Raw genomic sequence first — 20785 nt, forward strand, 5'->3', positions numbered from 1 at the left:
GAGGCTGTCATGCAGGCACGTCGCAAGGTGTACGTCGAGGGATCACGACCGGACGTCCGGGTGCCGTTCGCGGAGGTGGAGCTGACCGGGGACAACCCTCCGGTACGGCTCTACGACACCTCTGGACCAGGCTCGGATCCGGAGGTCGGGCTGTCGCCGTTGCGGGGACCGTGGATCGCCGAGCGGGCCGACGTTGCGCCGGTACGTGGTGCCGGAACCCCACTGGCCGGTTCGGACGGCAAGCGGCCGACCCAGCTCGCGTACGCCCGTGCCGGTGTCGTCACGCCGGAGATGGAGTTCGTGGCGATCCGCGAGGGGTTGGCGCCGGAGTTCGTCCGGGACGAGATCGCGGCCGGGCGGGCCGTGCTGCCGCTCAACGTCAACCACCCGGAGTGCGAGCCGGCGATCATCGGCAAGGCGTTCCTGGTGAAGGTCAACGCGAACATCGGCACCTCGGCGGTTACCTCGTCGGTGGCCGAGGAGGTGGAGAAACTGACCTGGGCCACCCGGTGGGGTGCGGACACGGTGATGGACCTGTCCACCGGCAAGCGGATCCACGAGACGCGCGAGGCGATCGTGCGTAACTCGCCGGTGCCGATCGGGACGGTGCCCATCTACCAGGCGCTGGAGAAGGTCGGCGGTGATCCGGTGAAGTTGAGCTGGGAGGTGTTCCGGGACACGGTGATCGAGCAGGCAGAGCAGGGCGTGGACTACATGACGGTGCACGCCGGGGTGCTGCTGCCGTACGTCCCGCTGGCGGTGGACCGGGTGACCGGCATCGTGTCGCGCGGTGGCTCGATCATGGCGGCCTGGTGCCTGGCGCACCACGAGGAGAACTTCCTCTACACCAACTTCCGGGAGCTGTGCGAGATCCTGGCCCGCTACGACGTGACGTTCTCCCTCGGCGACGGCCTGCGGCCCGGCTCGATCGCGGACGCCAACGACGAGGCGCAGTTCGCTGAGCTGCGTACCCTCGGTGAGCTGACGAAGATCGCCTGGGAGTACGACGTGCAGGTGATGATCGAGGGTCCGGGGCACGTGCCGATGCACAAGATCAAGGAGAACGTCGATCTTCAGCAGGAGTGGTGCCACGAGGCACCCTTCTACACGCTCGGTCCGCTGACCACCGACATCGCGCCCGCGCACGACCACATCACCTCGGCCATCGGGGCGGCGATGATCGGCATGTTCGGCACCGCGATGCTCTGTTACGTCACGCCGAAGGAGCACCTCGGATTGCCCGACCGGGATGACGTGAAGGCCGGTGTGATCGCGTACAAGATCGCGGCGCACGCGGCCGACCTGGCGAAGGGACATCCGGGGGCGCAGGCCTGGGACGACGCGTTGTCGAAGGCGCGCTTCGAGTTCCGCTGGGAGGACCAGTTCAACCTCTCGCTCGACCCGGAGACCGCGCGGTCCTACCACGATGCGACGCTGCCCGCCGAGCCGGCGAAGACCGCACACTTCTGCTCGATGTGCGGGCCGAAGTTCTGCTCCATGAAGATCACGCAGGATCTCAAGGAGTACGCCGCCCGCGGCATGCAGGACAAGTCCGACGAGTTTGTCGCCTCCGGCGGACGGGTGTACCTGCCACTGGCCTGACCGGTCGGGACCGAGCACGGGTAGGACCTCAGCGCCTCATGTCGGTGTGATGTGATCATGTCACTCAGACATGGGGCGCTGTACCCGTACCTCCCCCCGGCAGTTACCCACGGTGGACGCGCGGTGAGCGTCGGCGTCGACGGCCGCTGGGGTGCGGGCGGGTGCTCAGTGTCGGTGGTGCCGCCCGGTCGACCGCAGGGAGCGGCGTGGTCCCTTCGGCGGTGTGGACTCGTCGTCGTCATGTGGCCGGCTGAGCCCGGCGACCCAGTCGACGTACTCCTCGTCCTGTGCCGGCAGCGGTTCGTCCTGCTCGGTCGCGGCATTCTCCGCGGACCGGGACCGGCCGCGTCGGAACAGCCCACGCCGGGTCTTCTCCGCTTCGCCGTCCGGCTGGACGTCCTCGGCCCGCACGGCGGGCGGCTTCGTGAAGGCGGCCGTGAGGTCACGGGCGGTGGCCGCCGTCTCGATGGAGACCTCCGGGGTCTCCGGGACAGCGGCGGTGATGCCGGGTGATTCGGGCGCGGCAGGCTCGGCCGGCGCGCGACCGAGGTCGGGCAGCGCGAGTCGTTGCCGAGGCCGCGGCGCCGCCTCGGGCGGTACCTCCGCCGCCGAGCGGTCTCCGGCATCATCCGCTGGGGCTGGGGCTGGGGCTGGGGCTGGGGCTGGGGCTGGCTCGGCGGCCGGCGTGGCCGGTGCCGTTGCGGTCGCGGCCGGCGGGTCCGCCGACGGGGTCGGCGTCCGAGGCGTGCGGGTGCGGCGGGGCGTCGGAGTCTTGCCGGTCGGAGCGGCCGGGGCCTCGGTCTCCAGCGTGGTCGGTGCCGCCCGGGGCAGGTCGCTGCCGTCGCCCACCGGCGCCGGGTCGGTGGCGGCCTCGGACTTCCCGGCAGTCGCCTCTGCTCCTGCCTCGCGCTCCGGTTCCCGCTCGCTCCGTTCGCCGTTGCCTTTGCTGTCGTCGGAGCGGGCGTCATCGTCGGTGCGCACGTCGGCCTGGCGCCGTTCGCCGTTGCCGGTGGTTGGCGCGGCTACCGACGGTGCGGTGACGGGGACGGCCTGGCCGGGGGTGACCGCATCGCCGGCGGTCGGCGTGGTCGCGGCGGCGGACGGGTCGGTGTGCGCGACCGGCCAGTGCCAGTGCGGCGGTGAGCCGTCGGCGGCGGCGCGGGAACCGTCGTCGGAGCGGATACCGCCGGTCGACCGGTCGGTCCCGGTGCCGTCGACGACCTGACCCGCCGAGGTGGCCGCCGCGTCGGCCGAGGACGCGGCCGACGTGGGTAGCGCGGGGGTCGCCGGCAACGGTTGCAGGATGGCGGTCGGCTCGATGGCGGTCCCGCTGGTGGGCGCGGCCCGGTGGGCGGGCCGGCCGGTGAGCGGCCAGGGCAGCAGGGCTGCCGCTGCCGAACCGAGCGCGCCGACCAACACCGCGATCAGCGCCGCGTAGTAGGGGGTCAACTGGTACCGGTCGCCCGTGTCACCCGGGCCGGCGGCCAGGTAGGCGAAGGCCACCAGTACCGGCCCGGCGACCCCACTGGGCCCACTGACAAGTGGAGGATGCCCTCGCCAGCGGGCCGCCGCCGCGGTCGCCGCGCCAGCCAGCAGGGTCGCCATCGGCAGGATCAGCAGCGCCAGTTGCTGCGCGGTGCCGGCGGCGAGCCAGGCCGGCTCCAGCACGCCGAGGCGCACCGGGGTCAGCGGCCCGCTCGCTCCCAGCGACGGCAGCACGGACAGTAACGCCAGTAGCCAGACCGCCGCGGCCACCGCTGCCATGTTCCAGGCGAAGGGCGGCCGGACCAGCACGGCCAGCGCGGCACCGGCACCGACCACCGCGCCGAGACCGGCACAGATCGCCACGGCCCAGACCGGATCGACCGAGATGAGTTCGGCGCTGCGGGCCGGCTGCATGCACAGCGGTGCCACGACCGTGGCACCGAGAGCGGCGCTGCCCGCCACGGCCAGTTGCCGCGGGGTGCCGGTGAGCTGCCCGCCGTGACGGGCCAGCCGCTCGGTGAGCACGGCACCGATGACGGCGGCGTTCGTGGCGAACCAGCCCGCCCAGACGAGCTGGGCGGGCCACTGGTTGATGCTCGCGCCGGTGAAGCTTCCGGTGAGCCGGACGATGCCGAAGCCGAAGGCGAGACCGAGCTGACCGGCGCCGGCCAGCAGGCTGAGGCCGAAGGCGGTGAACAGTAGTCGGCTCGATGTCCGATGGGCCATGACCGGCACGTTACGGTCCGTTTCCACCAATCGCCACCGGCACGCCGTGGACGGACGTATGACCTGCTCGCGGCGGGTCTACTTGAGCTCGACCAGCCGGGCAAGGTATGTCGTGTCGCCGACGTTGGTGAGCATGTGCACGGCTCCCGGATCGCGATAGACCACCCCGCCGGTCGGTTCGTCGGCGTCGATCCGCACGCCGTCGACCGTCTGCACGAGGTTCTTCGCGCCCTGGACGGCCACCACGAGATAGGGGTGGTCGTGCCGGTGCAGCGGCTGACGCTCACCGGGCTCCAGCCGGATGTGCCAGACCCGGACCCGGTCGTTCTCGAAGACGATCTCCTGTCCGACCGGGCCGAGCACCGGCTCGGAGTCGGGTGTGGCAACCTCGGCTGGCGTCTCGGTCATCGGTTTCCGTCCAGTCGGGGGAGCACCTCGGCGGCGATCAGTTCCAGGTGGTCCAGGTCGGTGAGGTCGATCAGGCGTAGATGCACCCGGGTGGTGCCGATCGCCGCGAACTCGCCGATCCGGTCGACAAGTTGCTGCGGTGAGCCGACCACCGGATCCTCGGGCGGTAGAGCGCTCTTGACGTGCAGCGGCGCCGCGCGCCGGCGGGCCTCGCTGTCGGTACGCCCGATCGCCACCACGATGCCGGCGGAGAGCGTCAACGGCCGACGTCCGGTGCCCGGGCGATCGACCCGTTGACTCGCCTCCTGGACCCGCTCGTACGCCTCGCGGGTCTGTTCGACGCTGGTGAAGGGGACGTTGAACTCGTCGGCGTACCGGGCGGCGAGCTCCGGGGTGCGTTTGGGGCCTCGCCCACCGACGATCACCGGAGGGCCGGGGGTCTGCACCGGTTTGGGCAGCGCCGGCGATTCGGTGAGCCGGTAGTGGTCGCCGACGTAGCTGAAGGTCCCGCCGGACGGGGTGCGCCAGAGGCCGGTGATCACTTCGAGCTGTTCGGCGAGGCGGTCGAAGCGTTCGCTGGTGCTGGGGAACGGGATGCCGTACGAGACATGCTCCCGGGCGTACCAGCCGGCACCGATGCCAAGCTCGACCCGCCCGCCGCTCATCTGGTCGACCTGGGCCACCATCACGGCCAGCGGGCCGGGTAGCCGGAACGTCGCCGAGGTGACCAGGGTGCCCAGCCGGATCCGGCTGGTTTCCCGGGCGAGCGCCGCCAGGGTCAGCCAGGCGTCGGTCGGGCCGGGTAGGGCCGGTTCGTCACCCATGGCCTGGTAGTGGTCGGCTCGGAGGAAGGCGTCGAAGCCACCCTGCTCGGCGAGCCGGGCGAAGCGGAGCTGGTCGTCATAGGTGGCACCCCGGTGCGGCTCGGTGAAGACGGCCACCCGCATGCTCATCGCGCCACCTCGCTACGCTCGGCGCCGCGATGAGGCACCACCGCACTGAGCCAAATGAATCGCTCGCTGCGCTCGCTCATCGCGCCACCTCGCTACGCTCGGCGCCGCGATGAGGCACCACCGCACTGAGCCGAATGATTCGCTCGCGCTGCTCGCTCATCGCGCCACCTCGCTACGCTCGCTCATCGGCTCCGTACCGGCTCTCGCCGGCTGGTCGCGTTCCATCAGCAGTTCGTGCAGGTCGGCACTGACCTGGGCGACTTCGGTCAGGTGCGCGTTGCGGCCCAGGGTACGAGGGCGGGGAATGGTCACCTCGACGACCTTGCGGACGCGGCCGGGGCGCGGGCTGAGCACCACGACCCGGTCGGCGAGCAGCACCGCCTCGTCGATGGAGTGGGTGACGAAGACGACCGTCGCGCCGCTGCGCATGTGCACCCGCTGGAGTTCGCCGGCGAGTTCCTCGCGGGTGAGCGCGTCGAGCGCGGAGAAGGGTTCGTCCATCAGCATGACCCGGGGGTCGCCGATCAGTGATCGGCACAGCGAGACCCGCTGCTGCATGCCACCGGACAGCTCGTGCGGCAGCCGCTTCTCGAAGCCGGACAGCCCGGCCACGTCGAGCAGGTCCCGGGCCCGGTCACGGTGCGCGGCCCGTTTCCAGCCGAAGACCTCCACCGGCAGCAGGACGTTGTCCAGCACGGTGCGCCAGGGCAGCAGGGCCGGCCGCTGAAACAGCATGGCGATGTCCCGGCGCGGTCCGGTGACCGGCTTGCCGTCCACGGTGACCGCGCCGGAGGTGACCGGGATCAGACCGGAGATCAGCCGCAGCAGGGTCGACTTGCCGCAGCCGGAGCGGCCGAGCACCGCGACGAACTCACCCTCGGCGACGTCGAGGTTGATGCCCCGCAACGCCTCGACCCGACCGGCGCGGCCGTCGAAGGTGCGGGACACCTCGGAGATTCGGATCATCGCCGACGGGCCTCCCCTGATTGGAAAGTCAGGAACTGGCAAAGGCTATCGGCCCCGGTCCTGTATCGCACCGTCCGGGGTGGACATCACTTTGTATCCGTTCCGCAACCCGGTACGCCTGGCGTCGCAAAGGTGGGGTTCTCGTACGCTGTGCCCGCGAGAGTCCCCCTCGATACGCGGTGTCGGCTTCCATCCGGCTGCCGGTGCCGCCCCGACAACTCCCTTCCGGCGGCCCGACGCCCCGGTTGGAAAGGACAAGGTGCACTGATGAGAAGGCTGACCCGTACGGTCGCCGCGGCCACGATGGCCACCGCGCTCGCCCTGGTCTCCGCGTGCAGCAGCGGCTCGGACGACGCTGACGGCAACGACGTCGGCTCGTCCCTGGAGCAGGTGACCTACCTCACCTCGTTCGGCAACTTCGGGCGCGACGCGTACGCCTGGGTGGCCAAGGAGAAGGGCTACTTCAAGGACGCCGGCTTCGACGTCGAGATCAAGCCGGGGCAGGGCACCGGCGCCGTGATTCAGACGGTCGTCGGCGGCCAGGCGCACTTCGGCCCGATCGACCTGACCGGTGGGCTGCTCCAGCTCGGCAACGGTGACGCGAAGGACTTCGTCGCGGTGGCCGCCATCCAGCAGCGCACCATGGCGGCCATCGCCACCGTCGACGACACGGGCATCACCACCCCGAAGGACCTGGAGGGCAAGACTCTCGCCGACACCCCCGGCTCGGTGGTCCGTAACCTCTTCCCGACGTACGCCCGCATGGCCGGCATCGACTACACCAAGGTCAAGTGGGTCAACGGCGAGGCGCAGACCCTGATGGGCACGCTGGCCTCCGGTTCCGTCGACGGCATCGGGCAGTTCGTGGTCGGCCAGCCGACCATCGAGGCGGTCACCAAGAAGAAGGCCGTCCTGTTGCCGTACAGCAACGTGATGCAGGACCTCTACGGCAACGTGCTGATCACCTCCAAGCAGTACGCCAGCGAGAAGCCGGAGCAGGTCAAGCGGTTCACCGAGGCGCTGCTCAAGGGTCTTGAGTACGCCCTGGCGAACCCGCAGGAAGCGGCCGAGATCCTGGCCAAGAACGCCGAGGCGGTCGTGCCCGCCGCCGCTGCCGCCGAGCTGCAGCTGATGGCCGGCTACGTCCGCTCCAGCAACTCCGGCACCGCACTGGGCACGCTGGACAGCGGCCGGGTCGCCAAGAGCATCGCGATCCTGCGCGGTGCCGGCGCTCTGAAGTCGGACCTCACCCCCGACCAGATCATCGACTTCAACCTGGCGCCGAAGGCCTGAGCCGCTCGGTACCGCACGGAGCACGCCGCACCGCAGCGCCGGTGCGGCGTGCTCTGCTCCCCGCTCACCAGAACGCGCCGAACCGCAGGAGGATCCGATGACCGACGTCCGTCCACGGCAGCCGGAGGCTTCGCTCACCCCCGAGCAGTCCCCGGCCGTACCGCGGGGCCGGCGGTGGCGAGCCGGCGGCCTGCGCTCGGGTACGACGGCCGCCCTGCTACCGGCCGCCGGGCTGCTGGTCGCGCTCGGTCTCTGGTGGCTGGTGGCCCGGCTGGAGCTGATTCACCCGGCCGCCCTGCCGCCCCCCGGTGACGTGCTCACGGCATTCTCCGACCGGCCGGCCCGACTGCTGGAGCACACCGTGGCCACCACCGGTGAGATCCTGCTCGGCTTCGCACTCTCCGCGGTGGCCGGGGTGCTGATCGGCCTGGCGTTGGCGGCCTCCCGGACGGTCGAGCGGATGTTCACCCCGCTGCTGGTCGCGGTCAACGCCGTTCCGAAGATCACCCTGGGCCCGCTGCTGGTGGTGGCGCTCGGTTGGGGTCAGAAGCCGATCCTCACCATGGTCTTCCTGCTCTGCTTCTTCCCGATCGTGCTGTCCACCGCCACCGGGCTGACCACCACGCCGGCCGAACTGGCCGAACTGGTGCGGTCCTGGAACGCCTCCCGTTGGCAGACGTTCCGCAAGGTCCGCTTTCCGGCCGCGCTCCCGCAGATCTTCGTGGGGCTGAAGGTCGCCATGCCGCTGGCCGCGATCGGTGCGGTGATCGGTGAGTTCCAGGCCGGTGAGGGTGGCCTCGGCTACGTGATCCAGCAGTACGCCGGCATCGGCGACACCGCCACCGCGTGGGCCGCGATCATCCTCGTCGCCCTGGTCAGCATCCTGCTCTACGCCGCGCTGGTCCTCGTCGAGCGGCGCAGCCTGCCCTGGCTGCGGGAGACCACCTCCACCCGCTGAGCCGCCGTCGGGTAACCCCGCGGCGGCTCAGCTGGCCAGGCGCCAGCGGCCGTTGCGGGCGATCAGGGTCGTCAGTGCCTGCGGCATCAGCCCGGAGTGGTTGTCCGGCGTCATCCGGATCGGACCGGACAGGCCGTCCATCTGGGACGTCTCCAGCACGTCGCGGAGGCGGTCCCGGTCGACCTCGCCGACGGGTCCGCCAGCCCGCAACTCCGCGTCGGCGATCAGCTGGATCGCGTCCGCGGCGAACGAGGCGGAGCCGTGGTAGCCGCCGTACCGGGCGGTGTAGTCCTGGAACCACTGACGGCGCGCGGCCTTCGCCGGGGTGGTCGCGATGACGTCGTCGATCACCATCGTCTGGGTGAAGACCAGGGTGGCCCGTTCCGCCGACTTGGCGGCCGAGCCGAGGAAGAGGTCGCCCGCGGCGGAGGCGTCGAGGAACAGGGAGCCGGAGTAGTTGGCCCGCTTGACCGCGCTGGAGGCGAGCATCGCCTGCTCCGGAGGGGTCCAGATGATCACGGCGTCGGGGTCTGCCGCGGCCAACCTGCCGGCCTGCGCGTCCAACTCCGTGTCGGTGCCGCGGGCGGAGGCCTCGGCAAGCACCTGGATGCCGACCTTACCGAACTCGCGGCGCAGGGCCGTTGCGCCCTCCTGGCCGTAGGCGTCGTCACTGCGCAGGAGGCCGACCGTGTCGATGTTGCGGCGGCGCAGTTCGACGGTGAGCGCCGCAGCGTTGTCGGCGGCGTTGGGGGCCAGTTTGAACATGTAGCGGCGTTCCGCGACCGGGTTCACCACGGCGCCGGCCGCCGCGAGCGCGATGGTCGGGATCCGGTTCTCATTGACCGTACGCACCGCACCGACGGCGCATTCGTTGCAGCCACCCATGACGATGGCGGTTACCCGCTTGTCGTTGCTGAAGTCGACGATGTTCCGCAGGGACTCACTGGCGTCGGAGCGGTTGTCCTTCAACAATAGTTCGACCGTACGGCCGTTGAGTGCCCCCGAGGCGTTCAACTGATCGCGCTTCAGTTCCAGGGCCTGCCGGTACGCCTTGCCGACCCCGGCTGCAGCGCCGGAGAGCTCCAGGTCGGCGGCGATCACAATCGGGCTCGTGTCCTGCTCCTCCCCGCCGAACTGACAGCCGGCGAGAGTGGTGGCGAGCAGGGTCGACACGAGCGCCGTGGCGGTCGCGGAGCGGAAGGGGGTCAACTCGGTCCTCCTGATGCGGCACGGGCAGGGCCCGGTCACCGGCGGCTCGTCCGTCCTCTGTGGATAATGAGACGGCTCTGCCGTACCGTGTGCGCGAAGCCTGCAAAACCTTGCCAATGCCGGGCGCTGTGGTCAAGCGGGTCAGCGATGACGTTTCGGGACGCCGATCCCACATACTGGCGTAACCAAATGTTTTCAAATGCTCACTGTGGCGAGTCGTATGGCCACTCTGGAGTTACAAGCCCTGTTCAGGGGCGCTGTGGAAATGTAGGTATTAGTTGACCGCATCACGGGTTGCATGCCGTCCGACCGTTTCCTGCCCTCCTGCGGCTTCCCAAACACGATCTCGTCTGATGAAATCGCGGCCGTGCCGCGCGTGGCGCCGGCCGTCGCTCCGCGTACGGGTCGGCGGTCCTGGCGGGAAGAAATCGACGGAGGCGATGTCGTGAGCACCGGACCGACGACCCTGCCCGCCCGTGGTGACGCCGCGCAGAAGGACGGCGGTTGGCTGCCCCGGCTGCGCGACGCGCGGATCCGGTCCAAGCTGGCGCTGATTCTGGTCGTTCCCGTGGCGGCGGTCATCGCGCTGGCCACGGTCCGCCTGGTCGCCGTCGGCGAGGGTGCCTACGACGCGAGTCAGTCCCGCGCACTCACGGCGCTGTCCATCGATGTCTCCGCGCTGACGAACGACCTGCACGCCGAACGAATGGCGGCGGCGGCCTACCTCGCCGCACCGCAACAGCGGGCCGACGCGTACAACCTGCGGGTCCGCGAGACCCAGCAGCGGATCGACGAGTACCGCGCGGAGCGGGCCCGGGTCGGCGACGCGCCGGCGGCGGTCCGCGACCGGCTCGCGGCCATCGACGCGCACCTGGACACCCTCGACGGCACCCGGCAGGAGGTGCTCGCCCGGGAGCAGATGGAGGTCGCCGAGGCGACGCTGCGCTACGGGGTGGTCCTCAACGACCTGGTCGCCTACGGCGACGGGCTGGCCCAGTTGCCCGGCGACGAGGAGCTCGGTGACAGCCGCCGGGCGGTCGCCGCCTTCGCCCGGGCGAAGGCGGCCGTCGCCGAGGAGGAGGCGGTCACCTTCACGGCACTGAGTGGCGGCCGGCTGGACAACGAGCAGTTCTCCGCCTTCGTGGCCACCCTCACCGGGCAGCAGGAGGCGCTGGTCGCCTTCTCGCTCGCCGCCGACCCGGTGCAGCGTGCCCTGGTCGAGAGCACCGTTTCGGGTGACGCGGTGGTGCTGGCCGACCGGATCGCCACCGACCTCAGCCGGTCGGTCAACCAGCGTGCGCCGTTCACCGCACAGGAAGCCACGGCAGCGATCGGCGCGGTCAACGAGCTGATGCGGTGGGCCGAGATCGAGCTGCAGAGCCGCCTGCTCGCCCAGGCCGAACAGGCCCGCTCCGACGTCCTCCGGCAGGCCGTCGTCGAGACCACGCTGGTGTTGCTCACGCTGATCATCGCGGTGACCCTGGCCGTGGTGCTGGCCCGCTCGCTGAACCACTCCCTGCGCCGGCTGCGGGAGGGCGCGCTCTCCGTGGCGAACCACGACCTGCCGGAGGCGGTGCGTCGGCTACAGGGGATGGGCAACGTCAGCGACGGGAGTGTCGACGAGATCGTCCGCGAGGTACGCGACCCGATCCAGCTCAGCAACCGCGACGAGGTGGGGCAGGTCGCCTCGGCCTTCAACGTCGTCCACCGGGAGGCGGTCCGGGTCGCGGCCGAACAAGCGGCCCTGCGAACCAGTGTCTCGGCGATGTTTCTGAACCTGGCCCGACGCAGTCAGACCCTGGTCGACCGCATGATCGGCGAACTGGACGCGATCGAGCGCGGCGAGGAGGATCCGAAGCGGCTCGCCCAGCTCTTCGAGCTCGATCACCTCGCCACCCGAATGCGCCGCAACGACGAGAACCTGCTCGTGCTGGCCGGCGCGGACTCGGCCGTACCGCGCCGCGACGACGCCCTGCTGGTGGACGTGCTGCGGGCCGCGCAGTCCGAGGTGGAGCTCTACAACCGGATCGAGTTCGGCACGGTCGACACCGACGTGTCGGTGGCGGCCCACGCGGTCAACGACGTGGTGCGGTTGGTGGCCGAGCTGCTCGACAACGCCACCCGTTTCTCGCCGCCCAACACCACTGTGGTGGCCGACGGGCGGCGGATCCGGGACTACGTGCTCATTCAGATCGAGGACCGGGGTCTCGGCCTCTCCGACGAGCAGCTGGACGCGCTCAACCGGCGGCTGGCCGCACCATCCGCCGTCGACGTGGCAGCGTTCCGCCTGATGGGTCTGGCGGTGGTCAGCCGGCTGGCGGCCCGCTACGGCATCCGGGTCGAGCTGCGGCGTAACGTCGAGGGCGGCACTGTCGCGCAGGTCACCCTGCCTGCCGCCACCGTGGTGCTGCCCAGCCTGCGCGGTCGGGACCAGGCGATCACCCGACCCCGGCAGCCGCTCGCGGTCGAGCAGACTCCCCTGGCGTCGGTCGGTCTGGGCGATGCGGCCGGGGTCGCGGGCCGCGGCAACACCGCCACTTTGGTCGACCGGTGGCACAACGGCACCTCCTCCGCCCCGCCGTGGCCGGCGACGGAGGCGGCTCCTGCCGACCCGCCACCGGTCCGCACGCCGCCGCCGGCCTTCAACGGATTCAACGCGGGCACGCCGACGGTCGCGCAACCCACCCTCGATCCGCTGCCGAACCGGGGTGTCGGCGACCAGGGTCAGACCGCGGGGTCCGGCCTGCCGGTGGGGCCGGTCGCGGGTGCGGGGGTCGCCGCGCCCACCAATTTCGCCCCGGCCGCCGGTCAGCAGCCCGGTGGCGGAGATTTCGACGGCTCCGGGTTCCGTGGGCTGGGCGCCAGCCTGGCCGCCACCGCACCGCCCCCGACGCGTCCGATCACCGTGCCAGCCGAGCAGTCTTCCGATTCGCCGATCTTCCGGGAGATGGAGGCGGTCTGGTTCCGGTCGCACGGCAACGACGTCACCACGATCTTCAGCCGGCCACAGTTCGACGAGCCGGCCCCGCAGGCGGCCGCCAGTCCACCGGCGGCTCCTGTCGAGCCGACCAGGGGACGGAGTCCGTTGCCGACGCGCACGCCGGGCGCGGCCGCCGCTGCGACACCCGCCCCGCCACCGTCGTACACTTCCTCGTCCGCCAGCACGGCTGGTCCGGCGCCGAGCGCGCCGCCGACCCCGCCCGCGTCGCCACCGCCGTCCGCGCCACCGCCGTCCACCCGGCCCGAAACCGGCCCCTCGGAGGACGACGCCTGGCGCACGGCGGCCGACGAGGGCTGGTCACGGGCCAGCCGGGCGGCCGAGCCCACCCCCGCCGGTACGACCCGGTCGGGGTTGCCCAAGCGGGTGCCCCAGGCACAGCTCGTGCCCGGGGGCATCGAGCCTCGCGGCGGGCGTGAGCACGGCCGCCGGACCCCCGACGAAGTACGCGGTCTGCTGTCGGCGTACCACCGTGGCGTCCAACGTGGTCGGACGGCCGGCGCCAGTCAGATCAGCACCTCGACCAAGGAGACGAGCCGATGAACAGGCCAGCGGCCATACAGGACATGGGTTGGCTGCTCAGCAACTTCGCCGACAGCGTGGCAGGCATCGCCCACGTGGTGGCGGTGTCCGCGGACGGGCTGTTGCTCGCCTCCTCCCGGGATCTGCCGGCGGACCGGGCGGATCAGCTCGCCGCGATCACCTCCGGCGTGGTGAGCCTGACCGAGGGCGCCGCACGAATGTTCAGTGCCGGCGGCGTGTTGCAGACAGTGATCGAAATGGACAGTGGCTACCTGTTCCTGATGTCCATCAGTGACGGGTCGTCGATGGCGGTGCTCGCGGCCCGAAGCTGCGACGTCGGCCAGGTGGGCTACGAGATGGCGCTGCTGGTGGAACGGGTCGGTGCGGCGCTGGTACCGCTGCCCCGGGACGCGGTGCGGTCGTAACGGGTGCACCGGACCGGCGGAAGGCGGAGGAGGTGATCGCGGATGGAACGGCAGCGTGACCCACGGGGTGCGCTGGTTCGGCCGTACGCGGTCACCCGGGGCCGGACCGAGCCGTTGCAGGACATCGCGCTGGAAGCGGTGTTGGTGGCCAGTCCCACCCAGATCGCCGAATCACGTTTCGCCGGGCACGACAAGCATCGCATCGCCATGGTCTGCGAGGGCCGGCCCGAGTCGCTGGCGGAAATCGCCGCGTACACCCGGCTACCGCTGGGTGTCGCCCGGGTGCTGGTCGCCGACATGGTGGCCGAGGGCCTGCTGACGCTACAGACGGCCGCTCCCGCCACAGGTTACGAGGAGCGGATGGAAATGCTGGGAAGGGTGCTGAGTGGACTTCGCGAGCTATGACCCCGCCGGGGCCCGCCAGAGCCGGGGAATCATCTCCGCGAAGATCGTCGTCGCGGGTGGCTTCGGTGTCGGCAAGACCACGCTGGTCGGTGCGATCTCCGAGATCACACCGCTGACCACCGAGGCGGTGATGACCTCGGCCGGAGTCGGCATCGACGACCCGTCCAAGGTGCCGGGCAAGGAGACCACCACGGTCGCCATGGACTTCGGCCGGATCACCATGGCACAGGATCTGATCCTGTACCTCTTCGGTACGCCTGGGCAGACCCGGTTCTGGTTCATGTGGGACGAGATCATCCGAGGCGCGGTGGGCGCTGCGGTGCTGGTGGACACCCGCCGGATCGCCGACGCGTTCGCCCCGCTGGACTACTTCGAGAACCGAAACCTGCCGTACGTGGTCGCGCTCAACCGGTTCGACGGCGCGCCGCAGTACGAACTGGACGAGGTCCGCGAGGCCTTGGCCATCTCGCCGGACGTGCCGTTGGTGATGACCGACGCGCGGCAGCGCGATTCGGTCAAACGGGTCCTGGTGACCGTTGTCGAGCACGCCATGGCGCGGCTTCAGGCCGAGCACGACCGGGGTTTCCCGACCCCGGTCGGTTAGGCCCTGTGTCGAAGTCCCTGGCCGGCCCACGGCGGGCCCAGGCGACGGCCGGCCGCGTTAGGGATTGGTCCGGATACAGCACCGGTATCCGGACCAATCCCGCCTTGCCGGACCGCCGCCTGGACTTCGCCTCGGCTGGACCGAGGACTTCGACACAGGGCCTGGGCGGCGTCCCGCCGGCCCGGTGACCGCCGGGCCGGCGGGCTCAGTCGACGCGGAGGCGGTAGCCCCGTTTGACCACCGTCTGCACGACGCGTGGCGCCTTCAGACCGGCCCGCAGCCGGGCCACCGCCATCTCCACCGCGTGCTCGTCGGCACCGCGCGGCAGCGTCCGCAACAGGGCGGTACGCGACAGCACCCGGCCCGGCGTCTGCGCCAACGCCCGCAGCACCGCCATCGGCGCCGGGGCCAGCGGGCGCAGCTCGCCGTCGACCACCGCGGCGTGACCGCGCAGGGTGAGCAGGTGGCCGGCGACCTTGATGGTCACCGTGCGGCGGGGCAGTTCGTCGACGATGGTGCGGACCAGCGCGCCGAGGCGGGCCCGGGTCGGCGCGCTCACCGGCACCCCGCGCCGGACCAGCGGCTCGGCGGTGACCTGCCCGACGCAGCTGGCCAGCACGTCACTGCGCAGCGCGTCCAGCACCGCGTCCGTACGATCGCCGGAGGCCCGCAGCAGCGCCTCCACCGCCGGTGCCGAGGTGAAGGTGACCGCGTCGACCAGCCGCCCCGCCACCAGGTCGACCAGCCGGTGCAGCGGCGCGGGGTCGGTCGGTGGGGCCCAGCGGTAGACCGGGATCTCGATGACCGTGGCGCCGGCCTCCTCCAGCGCGCGGGTGCACTCGGGCTGCCGTTCGCCGTGCAGCTGCATGGCGATCACCTGACCCGACACGCCCCGCTGGCGCAGGTGATCGACCACCTCGTCGCAGCTCTCCGAGGCGGGCGACCACTGGTCGTACAGGCCGGCAGCGCGGATCGCCCCACGGGCCTTGGGGCCCCGGGCCACCACGTACGCGTCGCCGAGGACCCCGCGCAGCGGCTCGGCGAGCCCCCAGCCCTCGGCTGCCTCCAGCCAACCGCGCATCCCGATGCCGGTGTTGGCCATCAGGATGTCGGGCGGCCGTTCCAGGCAGGCGCGAGTGGCCTCGCGCAGCTCGGTGTCGTCCGCGAGCGGCACGATCCGCAGAGCGGGAGCGAGCACCACCCGCGCACCCCGCCGTTGGAGCAGCGCGGCGAGCTCGTCCCGCCGCCGGTCGGCGGTCACCCCGATGGTGAAGCCGGCCAGTTCCTCGCGCATCAGCCCTCCTGTCGCAGCCGCACCTCGACCATGCCGTTGTGGCAACGGATCTGGTGCCGAGCGACCGAAACGCCCGGCAGGTCGAGACAGTCCCCCGTGCGCAGGTCGTACACCTGCTTGTGCAGCGGCGACGCGACCGTCGGCACCTCGCCCCGGCTGCCCACGATGCCGCGGGAGAGGACGTACGCCCCGGAGACCGGGTCGAGGTTGTCGATCGCGTACAGCCCGTCCGCGGTCCGGAAGATCGCCACCTGCACCCCGGCGACCAGGGCGGCGACGCCCCGGTCCTGGTCCAGGCGATCCAACGGGCAGACGGTGACCCAGCTCAGCGTCGTCGCGGCGGTCATCGACGCACCTCCGGCAGGCCGAGCGCGACCGGTTGGCGGCCCTGCGCGCCGGACGGATGGCCGCCGACGGGTACCGGTTGTCCGCGTTCGGTGACGAAGGTGATCGACGGGTCGGGGACCTCCGGCGCGTTGACGAACGAGGTGAACCGGCGCAGCCGGTCCGCGTCGGACAGGACGTCGCGCCACTCGTCCGAGTACGACACCACGTGCCGGGCCATCGCGGCGTCGAGTTCGGCACAGAGGCCGAGCGAATCGTCCACGATCACCGCCCGGAGGTGGTCCAGGCCCCCGTCCATCGCCTCGATCCAGGCGGCGGTGCGTTGCAGCCGGTCGGCGGTACGGATGTAGTACATCAGGAACCGGTCGATGAGCGTGACCAGCGCCTCGGTCGACAGGTCGGTGGCGAACAGATCGGCGTGCCGGGGCCGGAAGCCGCCGTTGCCGCCGACGTAGAGGTTCCAGCCGGTTTCCGTGGCGATCACACCGAAGTCCTTGCTGCGGGCCTCGGCGCATTCCCGGGCGCAGCCGGAGACCGCCGATTTGATCTTGTGTGGGGCGCGGAGTCCCCGGTAACGCAGCTCCAGGGCGACGGCCAGGCCGACCGAGTCCTGCACGCCGTAGCGGCACCAGGTGGAGCCGACGCAGGACTTCACCGTGCGCAGCGCCTTGCCGTACGCGTGCCCGGACTCGAATCCGGCGTCCACCAGCCGCCGCCAGATCTGCGGTAGCTGGTCGACCCGGGCGCCGAAAAGGTCGATCCGCTGCCCACCGGTGATCTTCGTGTAGAGGTTGAAGTCGCGGGCCACCTCGCCGATGACGATCAGCTTCTCCGGCGTGATCTCCCCGCCCGGGATTCTGGGCACCACCGAGTAGCTGCCGTCGCGTTGCAGGTTCGCCAGGAAGTGGTCGTTCGTGTCCTGCAACGAAGCCTGCTCGCCGTCGAGGATGTGGCCGTTGCCGAGCGAGGCGAGGATCGAGGCGACGACCGGTTTGCAGATGTCGCAGCCCTGCCCCCGACCGTGTTCGGCGATCAGCCGGGAGAACGTCCGGATGCCGCGTACCCGGATGATGTCGAACAGCTCCTGCCGGCTGACGTCGAAGTGCTCACACAGCGCCTTCGACTGGACGACGCCGGCCGCGTCGAGCAGTTGCTTCAGCATCGGTACGCAGGAGCCGCAGCTCGTCCCGGCCCGGGTGCACGCCTTCAGGGAGGCCACGTCGGCGCAGCCGTCCGCGATCGCCGTGTCGATGTCCGCCCGGGTGACCGCGTTGCAGGAGCAGACCTGGGCGGTCGCGGGCAGGGCGCCGGCCGTGGCGCCCACCGCTTCGTCGCCGGCCAGCAGGGCCAGCGGTGCGGCTGGCAGCGGCCCGCCGACGCTGGCGCGCAGCGTGGGGTAGGCGCTGGCGTCGCCGACCAGCACCCCGCCGAGCAGCGTGGCGGCGTCGTCGGAGAGGACCAGTTTGGCGTACACCCGGGCGGCCGGATCGGTCCAGGTGACGTCCAGGCACCCGGGCGTCGCGCCGTGCGCGTCGCCGAACGAGGCGACGTCGACACCGAGCAGCTTGAGCTTGGTGGCGGTGTCCGCGCCCGGGAAGGTCGCCTCGCCGCCGACCAGCCGGTCGGCCACCACCTCGGCCATCGCGTAGCCGGGGGCGACCAGGCCGTAGCAGGTGCCGTCGACCGCCGCGCACTCGCCGACCGCGTAGATCCGCTCGTCCGTGCTCCGACAGGCGGCGTCGACCAGGACACCGCCGCGGGGACCGATGTCGAGTCCGGCCGCCCGGGCCAACTCGTCGCGGGGTCGGATGCCGGCGGCCACTACCACCAGGTCGGCGTCGAGCACCGCGCCGTCGGCGAGTTCCAGGGCGGCCACCGCTCCGTCCGCGTCGGGCCGCAGCGCGGTGGTCGCCACGCCCAGGTGGCAGGCGACGTCCAGGTCCTCGACGTAGCGGCGGAGCATCGCGCCACCGGCGGTGTCCACCTGCACCGGCATCAGCCGCGGGGCGAACTCCACCACGCTTGTGGTCAGCCCGAGCAGGCGCAGCGCGTTCGCCGCCTCCAGGCCGAGCAGTCCGCCGCCGATCACCGCGCCGGTGCGGCGGTCCTTCGCGTACCGGCGGATGGCGGCGAGGTCGTCCAGGGTCCGGTAGACGAAGACGCCAGCCAGGTCCGACCCCGGCACCGGTGGCACGAACGGGTACGACCCGGTCGCGAACACCAGGACGTCGTACGGGTGCTCGCCGGACGTCGTGGTCACCACCCGGCGGCTCCGGTCCACGCCGGTGGCCCGCTCGCCGAGGCGCAACTGCACCCCGTCGTGCGGGGTGTGCAGGTTCAGGTCCTCCTCGTCGGCGCCGTCGAAGTACGCCGAGAGCCGCACCCGGTCGTACGCCGGCCGGCTCTCCTCGGCGAGCACCGTGACCCGCCACCGCCCCTGTGGGTCGCGGGCCCGCAGCGCGTCCACGAACCGCTGGCCGACCATGCCGTTGCCGATGACGACCACGTTGCCGCCGGTCATCGCCCCACCTCCACGGGATCCGTTCTGGACAACCAGTCGACGATGCCGGCGACCGCGTCGCGGCAGCTGCCGCAGCCGGTGCCGGCCCGGGTCCCCGCGACCACGGCGTCGACCGTGCGGGCTCCGTCCCGCCAGCAGCGCACGAGGGCGCCCTTGCTCACCGTGTTGCACTGGCAGACAGTGGCCGCGTCCGGCATCAGCGCCGGTGACGCGGCGGGTGCCGCGACCGCCCCGCCCACTGCCCGGCCGAGCAGCAGCGCCCGCCGGTCGGTGGGCACCGGGTGGCCGCGGTCGAACAGCTGGATCACGGTGCCCACCGAGGGGTTGTCGCCGAGCAGGATCGCGGCGGCCAACCGATCGTCGTGAATCCGCAGCCGGGCGTACGTCCCCCGGGCCGGGTCGGCGAAGGTCAGCTCCTCGCCGGGGCCCTCCGTGGGGTCACCCATCGCGGCGAGATCGATGCCGGCCGCCTTGAGCCGGGTGACCACCGGTCGCGGCCGGTACCGGGCCTGCGGGTCCTGCCCGGTCACCACCTGGGCCACCACCCGGGCCTGTGCCCAGGCCGGCGCCACCAGCCCGGTGAGCGTGCCGTCGTGCTGGGCGCAGTCGCCGATCGCGGAGATGCGCTGGTCGCTGGTGCGCAGCCGGTCGTCGACCAGCACACCCCGTTCCACCTTCAGGCCGGCTGCCGCGGCGAGGTCGGTGTCGGGGCGTACGCCGCAGGCGAGCACCAGCAGGTCGGCGTCGAGCGACCGACCGTCGGACAGCTCCAGCCGCACCCCGGCGGCGTCGGCGCGTAGCGCGGTCGGCTCCACCGACAGGTGAGTGGTCACCCCGAGATCGGCGAGCGTACCGGCGAGCATCGCCCCGGCGGCCGGGTCGAGCTGACGGTCCATCAGGTACGGCACCCGGTGCACCACGCCCACGTCGAGCCCGCGTAGCGCCAGCCCCCGGGCCGCCTCCAGGCCGAGCAGCCCGCCGCCGAGCACCAGGGCGCGCCGGGCGGCACCGGAGAGGGCGAGGATGCGTCGACAGTCGTCCAGGGTGCGGAACGGGATCACCCGCTCCGGCAGGCGCGCCGGGTCGAGCCCGGGCAGGGCGGGCACCACCGCCCGGCTGCCGGTGGCGAGGACCAGGTGGTCGTAGGGGATCCGGTCGCCGTCGTCGGTGCGCACCAGCCCGGTGGCGCGGTCGATCGCGCTGACCGTGACCCCGGTACGCAGGTCGACGCCGCGCCCGGCGACCTCCGCGAGCTCCACGTCCGACTCGCCGATCTTGCCGGTGAGCAGGGTGGACAGCATGATCCGGTTGTACGCGGGATGCGGTTCCGCACCCAGCACGGTGACCTTCAGGTCCTCGCCCCGGGCGTGTAGTTCCGCCGCCACCCGGGCACCGGCCATCCCGTTGCCGACCACCACGATCCGCTCGCTGCGCCCGGTCATGCCTTCTCCACCCGTACCGCGCAGATCTTGAATTCCGGCATCCCGGAGACCGGGTCGACGGCGTCGTTGGTGACGGAGTTCGCCCGTGCCCGCCCACCCCAGTGGAACGGCGCGAAGACGGTGTCCGGCCGGATGCCCGGGCTCAGCCGGGCCGGTGCCTCGAACTCGCCGCGCCGGGAGAGCACCCGTACCGGTTCGCCGTCGGCGACACCCAGCCGCTCGGCGAGATCCGGATGCAGTTCCACGAAAGCCTCGGGGGCGGCCCGACGCAGCGCGGCCACCCGGCGCGTCTGGGTGCCGGACTGGTACTGGGCGAGCACCCGGCCGGTGGTGAAGTACAGCGGGTAGTCGGCGCAGACCTCCTCGGCCGCCGGCCGGTGCTCCACCGGGTGGAACCGGGCCAGCCCGTCGGGAGTGGCGAAGCGGTCGGCGAAGAGTCGGGGAGAGTCGGGCCCCTCGTCGTCGGGGCACGGCCAGAAGACGCCGTCCGCGGCGTCGATCCGGTCCCAGCTGATCCCGGCGTAGTCGGCGATGCCGCCGGCCGAGGCCCGGCGCAGCTCGGCGAAGACCACCCGCGGGTCCGATGCCTCCGCTTCGCCCGAGCGTGCGCCCGGGTTCGAGCCGGGGCC

The 20785-nt window shown here is 71.8% G+C and carries 16 protein-coding genes and 1 pseudogene; 7 read left to right on the forward strand and 10 right to left on the reverse strand.

Annotated features, from left to right (window positions below):
* Nucleotides 1-9: 9 nt before the first annotated feature.
* On the forward strand, nucleotides 10-1602 hold the full coding sequence (gene thiC, locus KBX50_RS10310; RefSeq protein ID WP_210936552.1) for a phosphomethylpyrimidine synthase ThiC: 1593 nt from the start codon (nucleotides 10-12) through the stop codon (nucleotides 1600-1602).
* 165 nt (nucleotides 1603-1767) lie between these two features.
* On the opposite strand, the gene KBX50_RS10315 is transcribed toward thiC, so the two are convergent.
* From KBX50_RS10315 to KBX50_RS10330, 4 genes are all read right to left on the reverse strand, one after another.
* Nucleotides 1768-3813, reverse strand: a complete 2046-nt coding sequence (locus KBX50_RS10315; protein WP_210936553.1) for a hypothetical protein — start codon at nucleotides 3811-3813, stop codon at nucleotides 1768-1770.
* Nucleotides 3814-3891: 78 nt separating this feature from the next.
* Entirely contained in the window at nucleotides 3892-4221 is a 330-nt protein-coding gene (locus tag KBX50_RS10320; protein WP_210936554.1) for a cupin, read from the reverse strand.
* Entirely contained in the window at nucleotides 4218-5168 is a 951-nt protein-coding gene (locus KBX50_RS10325; RefSeq protein ID WP_210936668.1) for an LLM class F420-dependent oxidoreductase, read from the reverse strand. Before KBX50_RS10325 ends, KBX50_RS10320 begins: the two co-directional genes overlap by 4 nt.
* Nucleotides 5169-5330: 162 nt before the next feature.
* On the reverse strand, nucleotides 5331-6140 hold the full coding sequence (locus KBX50_RS10330; RefSeq protein WP_210936555.1) for an ABC transporter ATP-binding protein: 810 nt from the start codon (nucleotides 6138-6140) through the stop codon (nucleotides 5331-5333).
* Between the two features lie 267 nt (nucleotides 6141-6407).
* Between KBX50_RS10330 and KBX50_RS10335 the strand changes: the two genes are divergently transcribed.
* Both KBX50_RS10335 and KBX50_RS10340 read left to right on the forward strand, forming a co-directional pair.
* Nucleotides 6408-7433 carry an ABC transporter substrate-binding protein gene (locus KBX50_RS10335; RefSeq protein ID WP_093403654.1) on the forward strand — a complete coding sequence of 342 codons (1026 nt, stop codon included), beginning with the start codon at nucleotides 6408-6410 and terminating at the stop codon, nucleotides 7431-7433.
* 97 nt (nucleotides 7434-7530) lie between these two features.
* On the forward strand, nucleotides 7531-8391 hold the full coding sequence (locus tag KBX50_RS10340) for an ABC transporter permease (RefSeq protein ID WP_210936556.1): 861 nt from the start codon (nucleotides 7531-7533) through the stop codon (nucleotides 8389-8391).
* 27 nt (nucleotides 8392-8418) lie between these two features.
* Here KBX50_RS10340 and KBX50_RS10345 read toward each other — a convergent pair whose 3' ends face one another.
* Nucleotides 8419-9600 (reverse strand): ABC transporter substrate-binding protein, encoded by a 1182-nt coding sequence (locus KBX50_RS10345; RefSeq protein WP_210936557.1) that lies wholly within the window; start codon nucleotides 9598-9600, stop codon nucleotides 8419-8421.
* Between the two features lie 445 nt (nucleotides 9601-10045).
* Here KBX50_RS10345 and KBX50_RS10350 point away from each other — a divergent pair, with 445 nt between their 5' ends.
* The 4 genes from KBX50_RS10350 to KBX50_RS10365 are packed head-to-tail and all read left to right on the forward strand — an operon-like array spanning nucleotide 10046 to nucleotide 14554.
* Complete coding sequence (locus KBX50_RS10350) at nucleotides 10046-13141, forward strand: sensor histidine kinase (protein ID WP_210936559.1); 3096 nt, start codon at nucleotides 10046-10048, stop codon at nucleotides 13139-13141.
* Entirely contained in the window at nucleotides 13138-13545 is a 408-nt protein-coding gene (locus KBX50_RS10355) for a roadblock/LC7 domain-containing protein (RefSeq protein ID WP_093403659.1), read from the forward strand. The genes KBX50_RS10350 and KBX50_RS10355 overlap by 4 nt, the downstream gene beginning before the upstream one ends.
* Nucleotides 13546-13587: 42 nt before the next feature.
* A complete protein-coding gene (locus KBX50_RS10360) occupies nucleotides 13588-13950 on the forward strand; it encodes a DUF742 domain-containing protein (protein WP_093403660.1) in 363 nt (120 codons plus the stop codon).
* The gene (locus KBX50_RS10365; protein WP_210936561.1) at nucleotides 13931-14554 is read left to right on the forward strand and encodes an ATP/GTP-binding protein; all 624 of its coding nucleotides are present in this window, start codon (nucleotides 13931-13933) and stop codon (nucleotides 14552-14554) included. The genes KBX50_RS10360 and KBX50_RS10365 overlap by 20 nt, the downstream gene beginning before the upstream one ends.
* Nucleotides 14555-14759: 205 nt before the next feature.
* Here the strand turns inward: KBX50_RS10365 and KBX50_RS10370 are convergent, their stop codons facing one another.
* The 5 genes and pseudogenes from KBX50_RS10370 to KBX50_RS33785 form a co-directional block, all read right to left on the reverse strand.
* Nucleotides 14760-15848, reverse strand: coding sequence for a uroporphyrinogen-III synthase (locus KBX50_RS10370; RefSeq protein WP_210936563.1), 1089 nt, complete (start codon nucleotides 15846-15848; stop codon nucleotides 14760-14762).
* Nucleotides 15848-16195 (reverse strand): nitrite reductase small subunit NirD, encoded by a 348-nt coding sequence (gene nirD, locus KBX50_RS10375; RefSeq protein ID WP_210936565.1) that lies wholly within the window; start codon nucleotides 16193-16195, stop codon nucleotides 15848-15850. Before nirD ends, KBX50_RS10370 begins: the two co-directional genes overlap by 1 nt.
* Nucleotides 16192-18714 (reverse strand): nitrite reductase large subunit NirB, encoded by a 2523-nt coding sequence (gene nirB, locus KBX50_RS10380; protein ID WP_210936567.1) that lies wholly within the window; start codon nucleotides 18712-18714, stop codon nucleotides 16192-16194. Before nirB ends, nirD begins: the two co-directional genes overlap by 4 nt.
* Nucleotides 18711-20156 (reverse strand): FAD-dependent oxidoreductase, encoded by a 1446-nt coding sequence (locus tag KBX50_RS10385; RefSeq protein WP_210936568.1) that lies wholly within the window; start codon nucleotides 20154-20156, stop codon nucleotides 18711-18713. Before KBX50_RS10385 ends, nirB begins: the two co-directional genes overlap by 4 nt.
* Nucleotides 20153-20737, reverse strand: a pseudogene (locus KBX50_RS33785) (molybdopterin oxidoreductase family protein); the annotation flags it as partial. The pseudogene KBX50_RS33785 and the gene KBX50_RS10385, both read right to left, overlap by 4 nt.
* Nucleotides 20738-20785: the final 48 nt, after the last annotated feature.

The sequence above is a fragment of the Micromonospora sp. C51 genome (assembly GCF_018070435.1).
GTDB lineage: Bacteria > Actinomycetota > Actinomycetes > Mycobacteriales > Micromonosporaceae > Micromonospora > Micromonospora sediminimaris.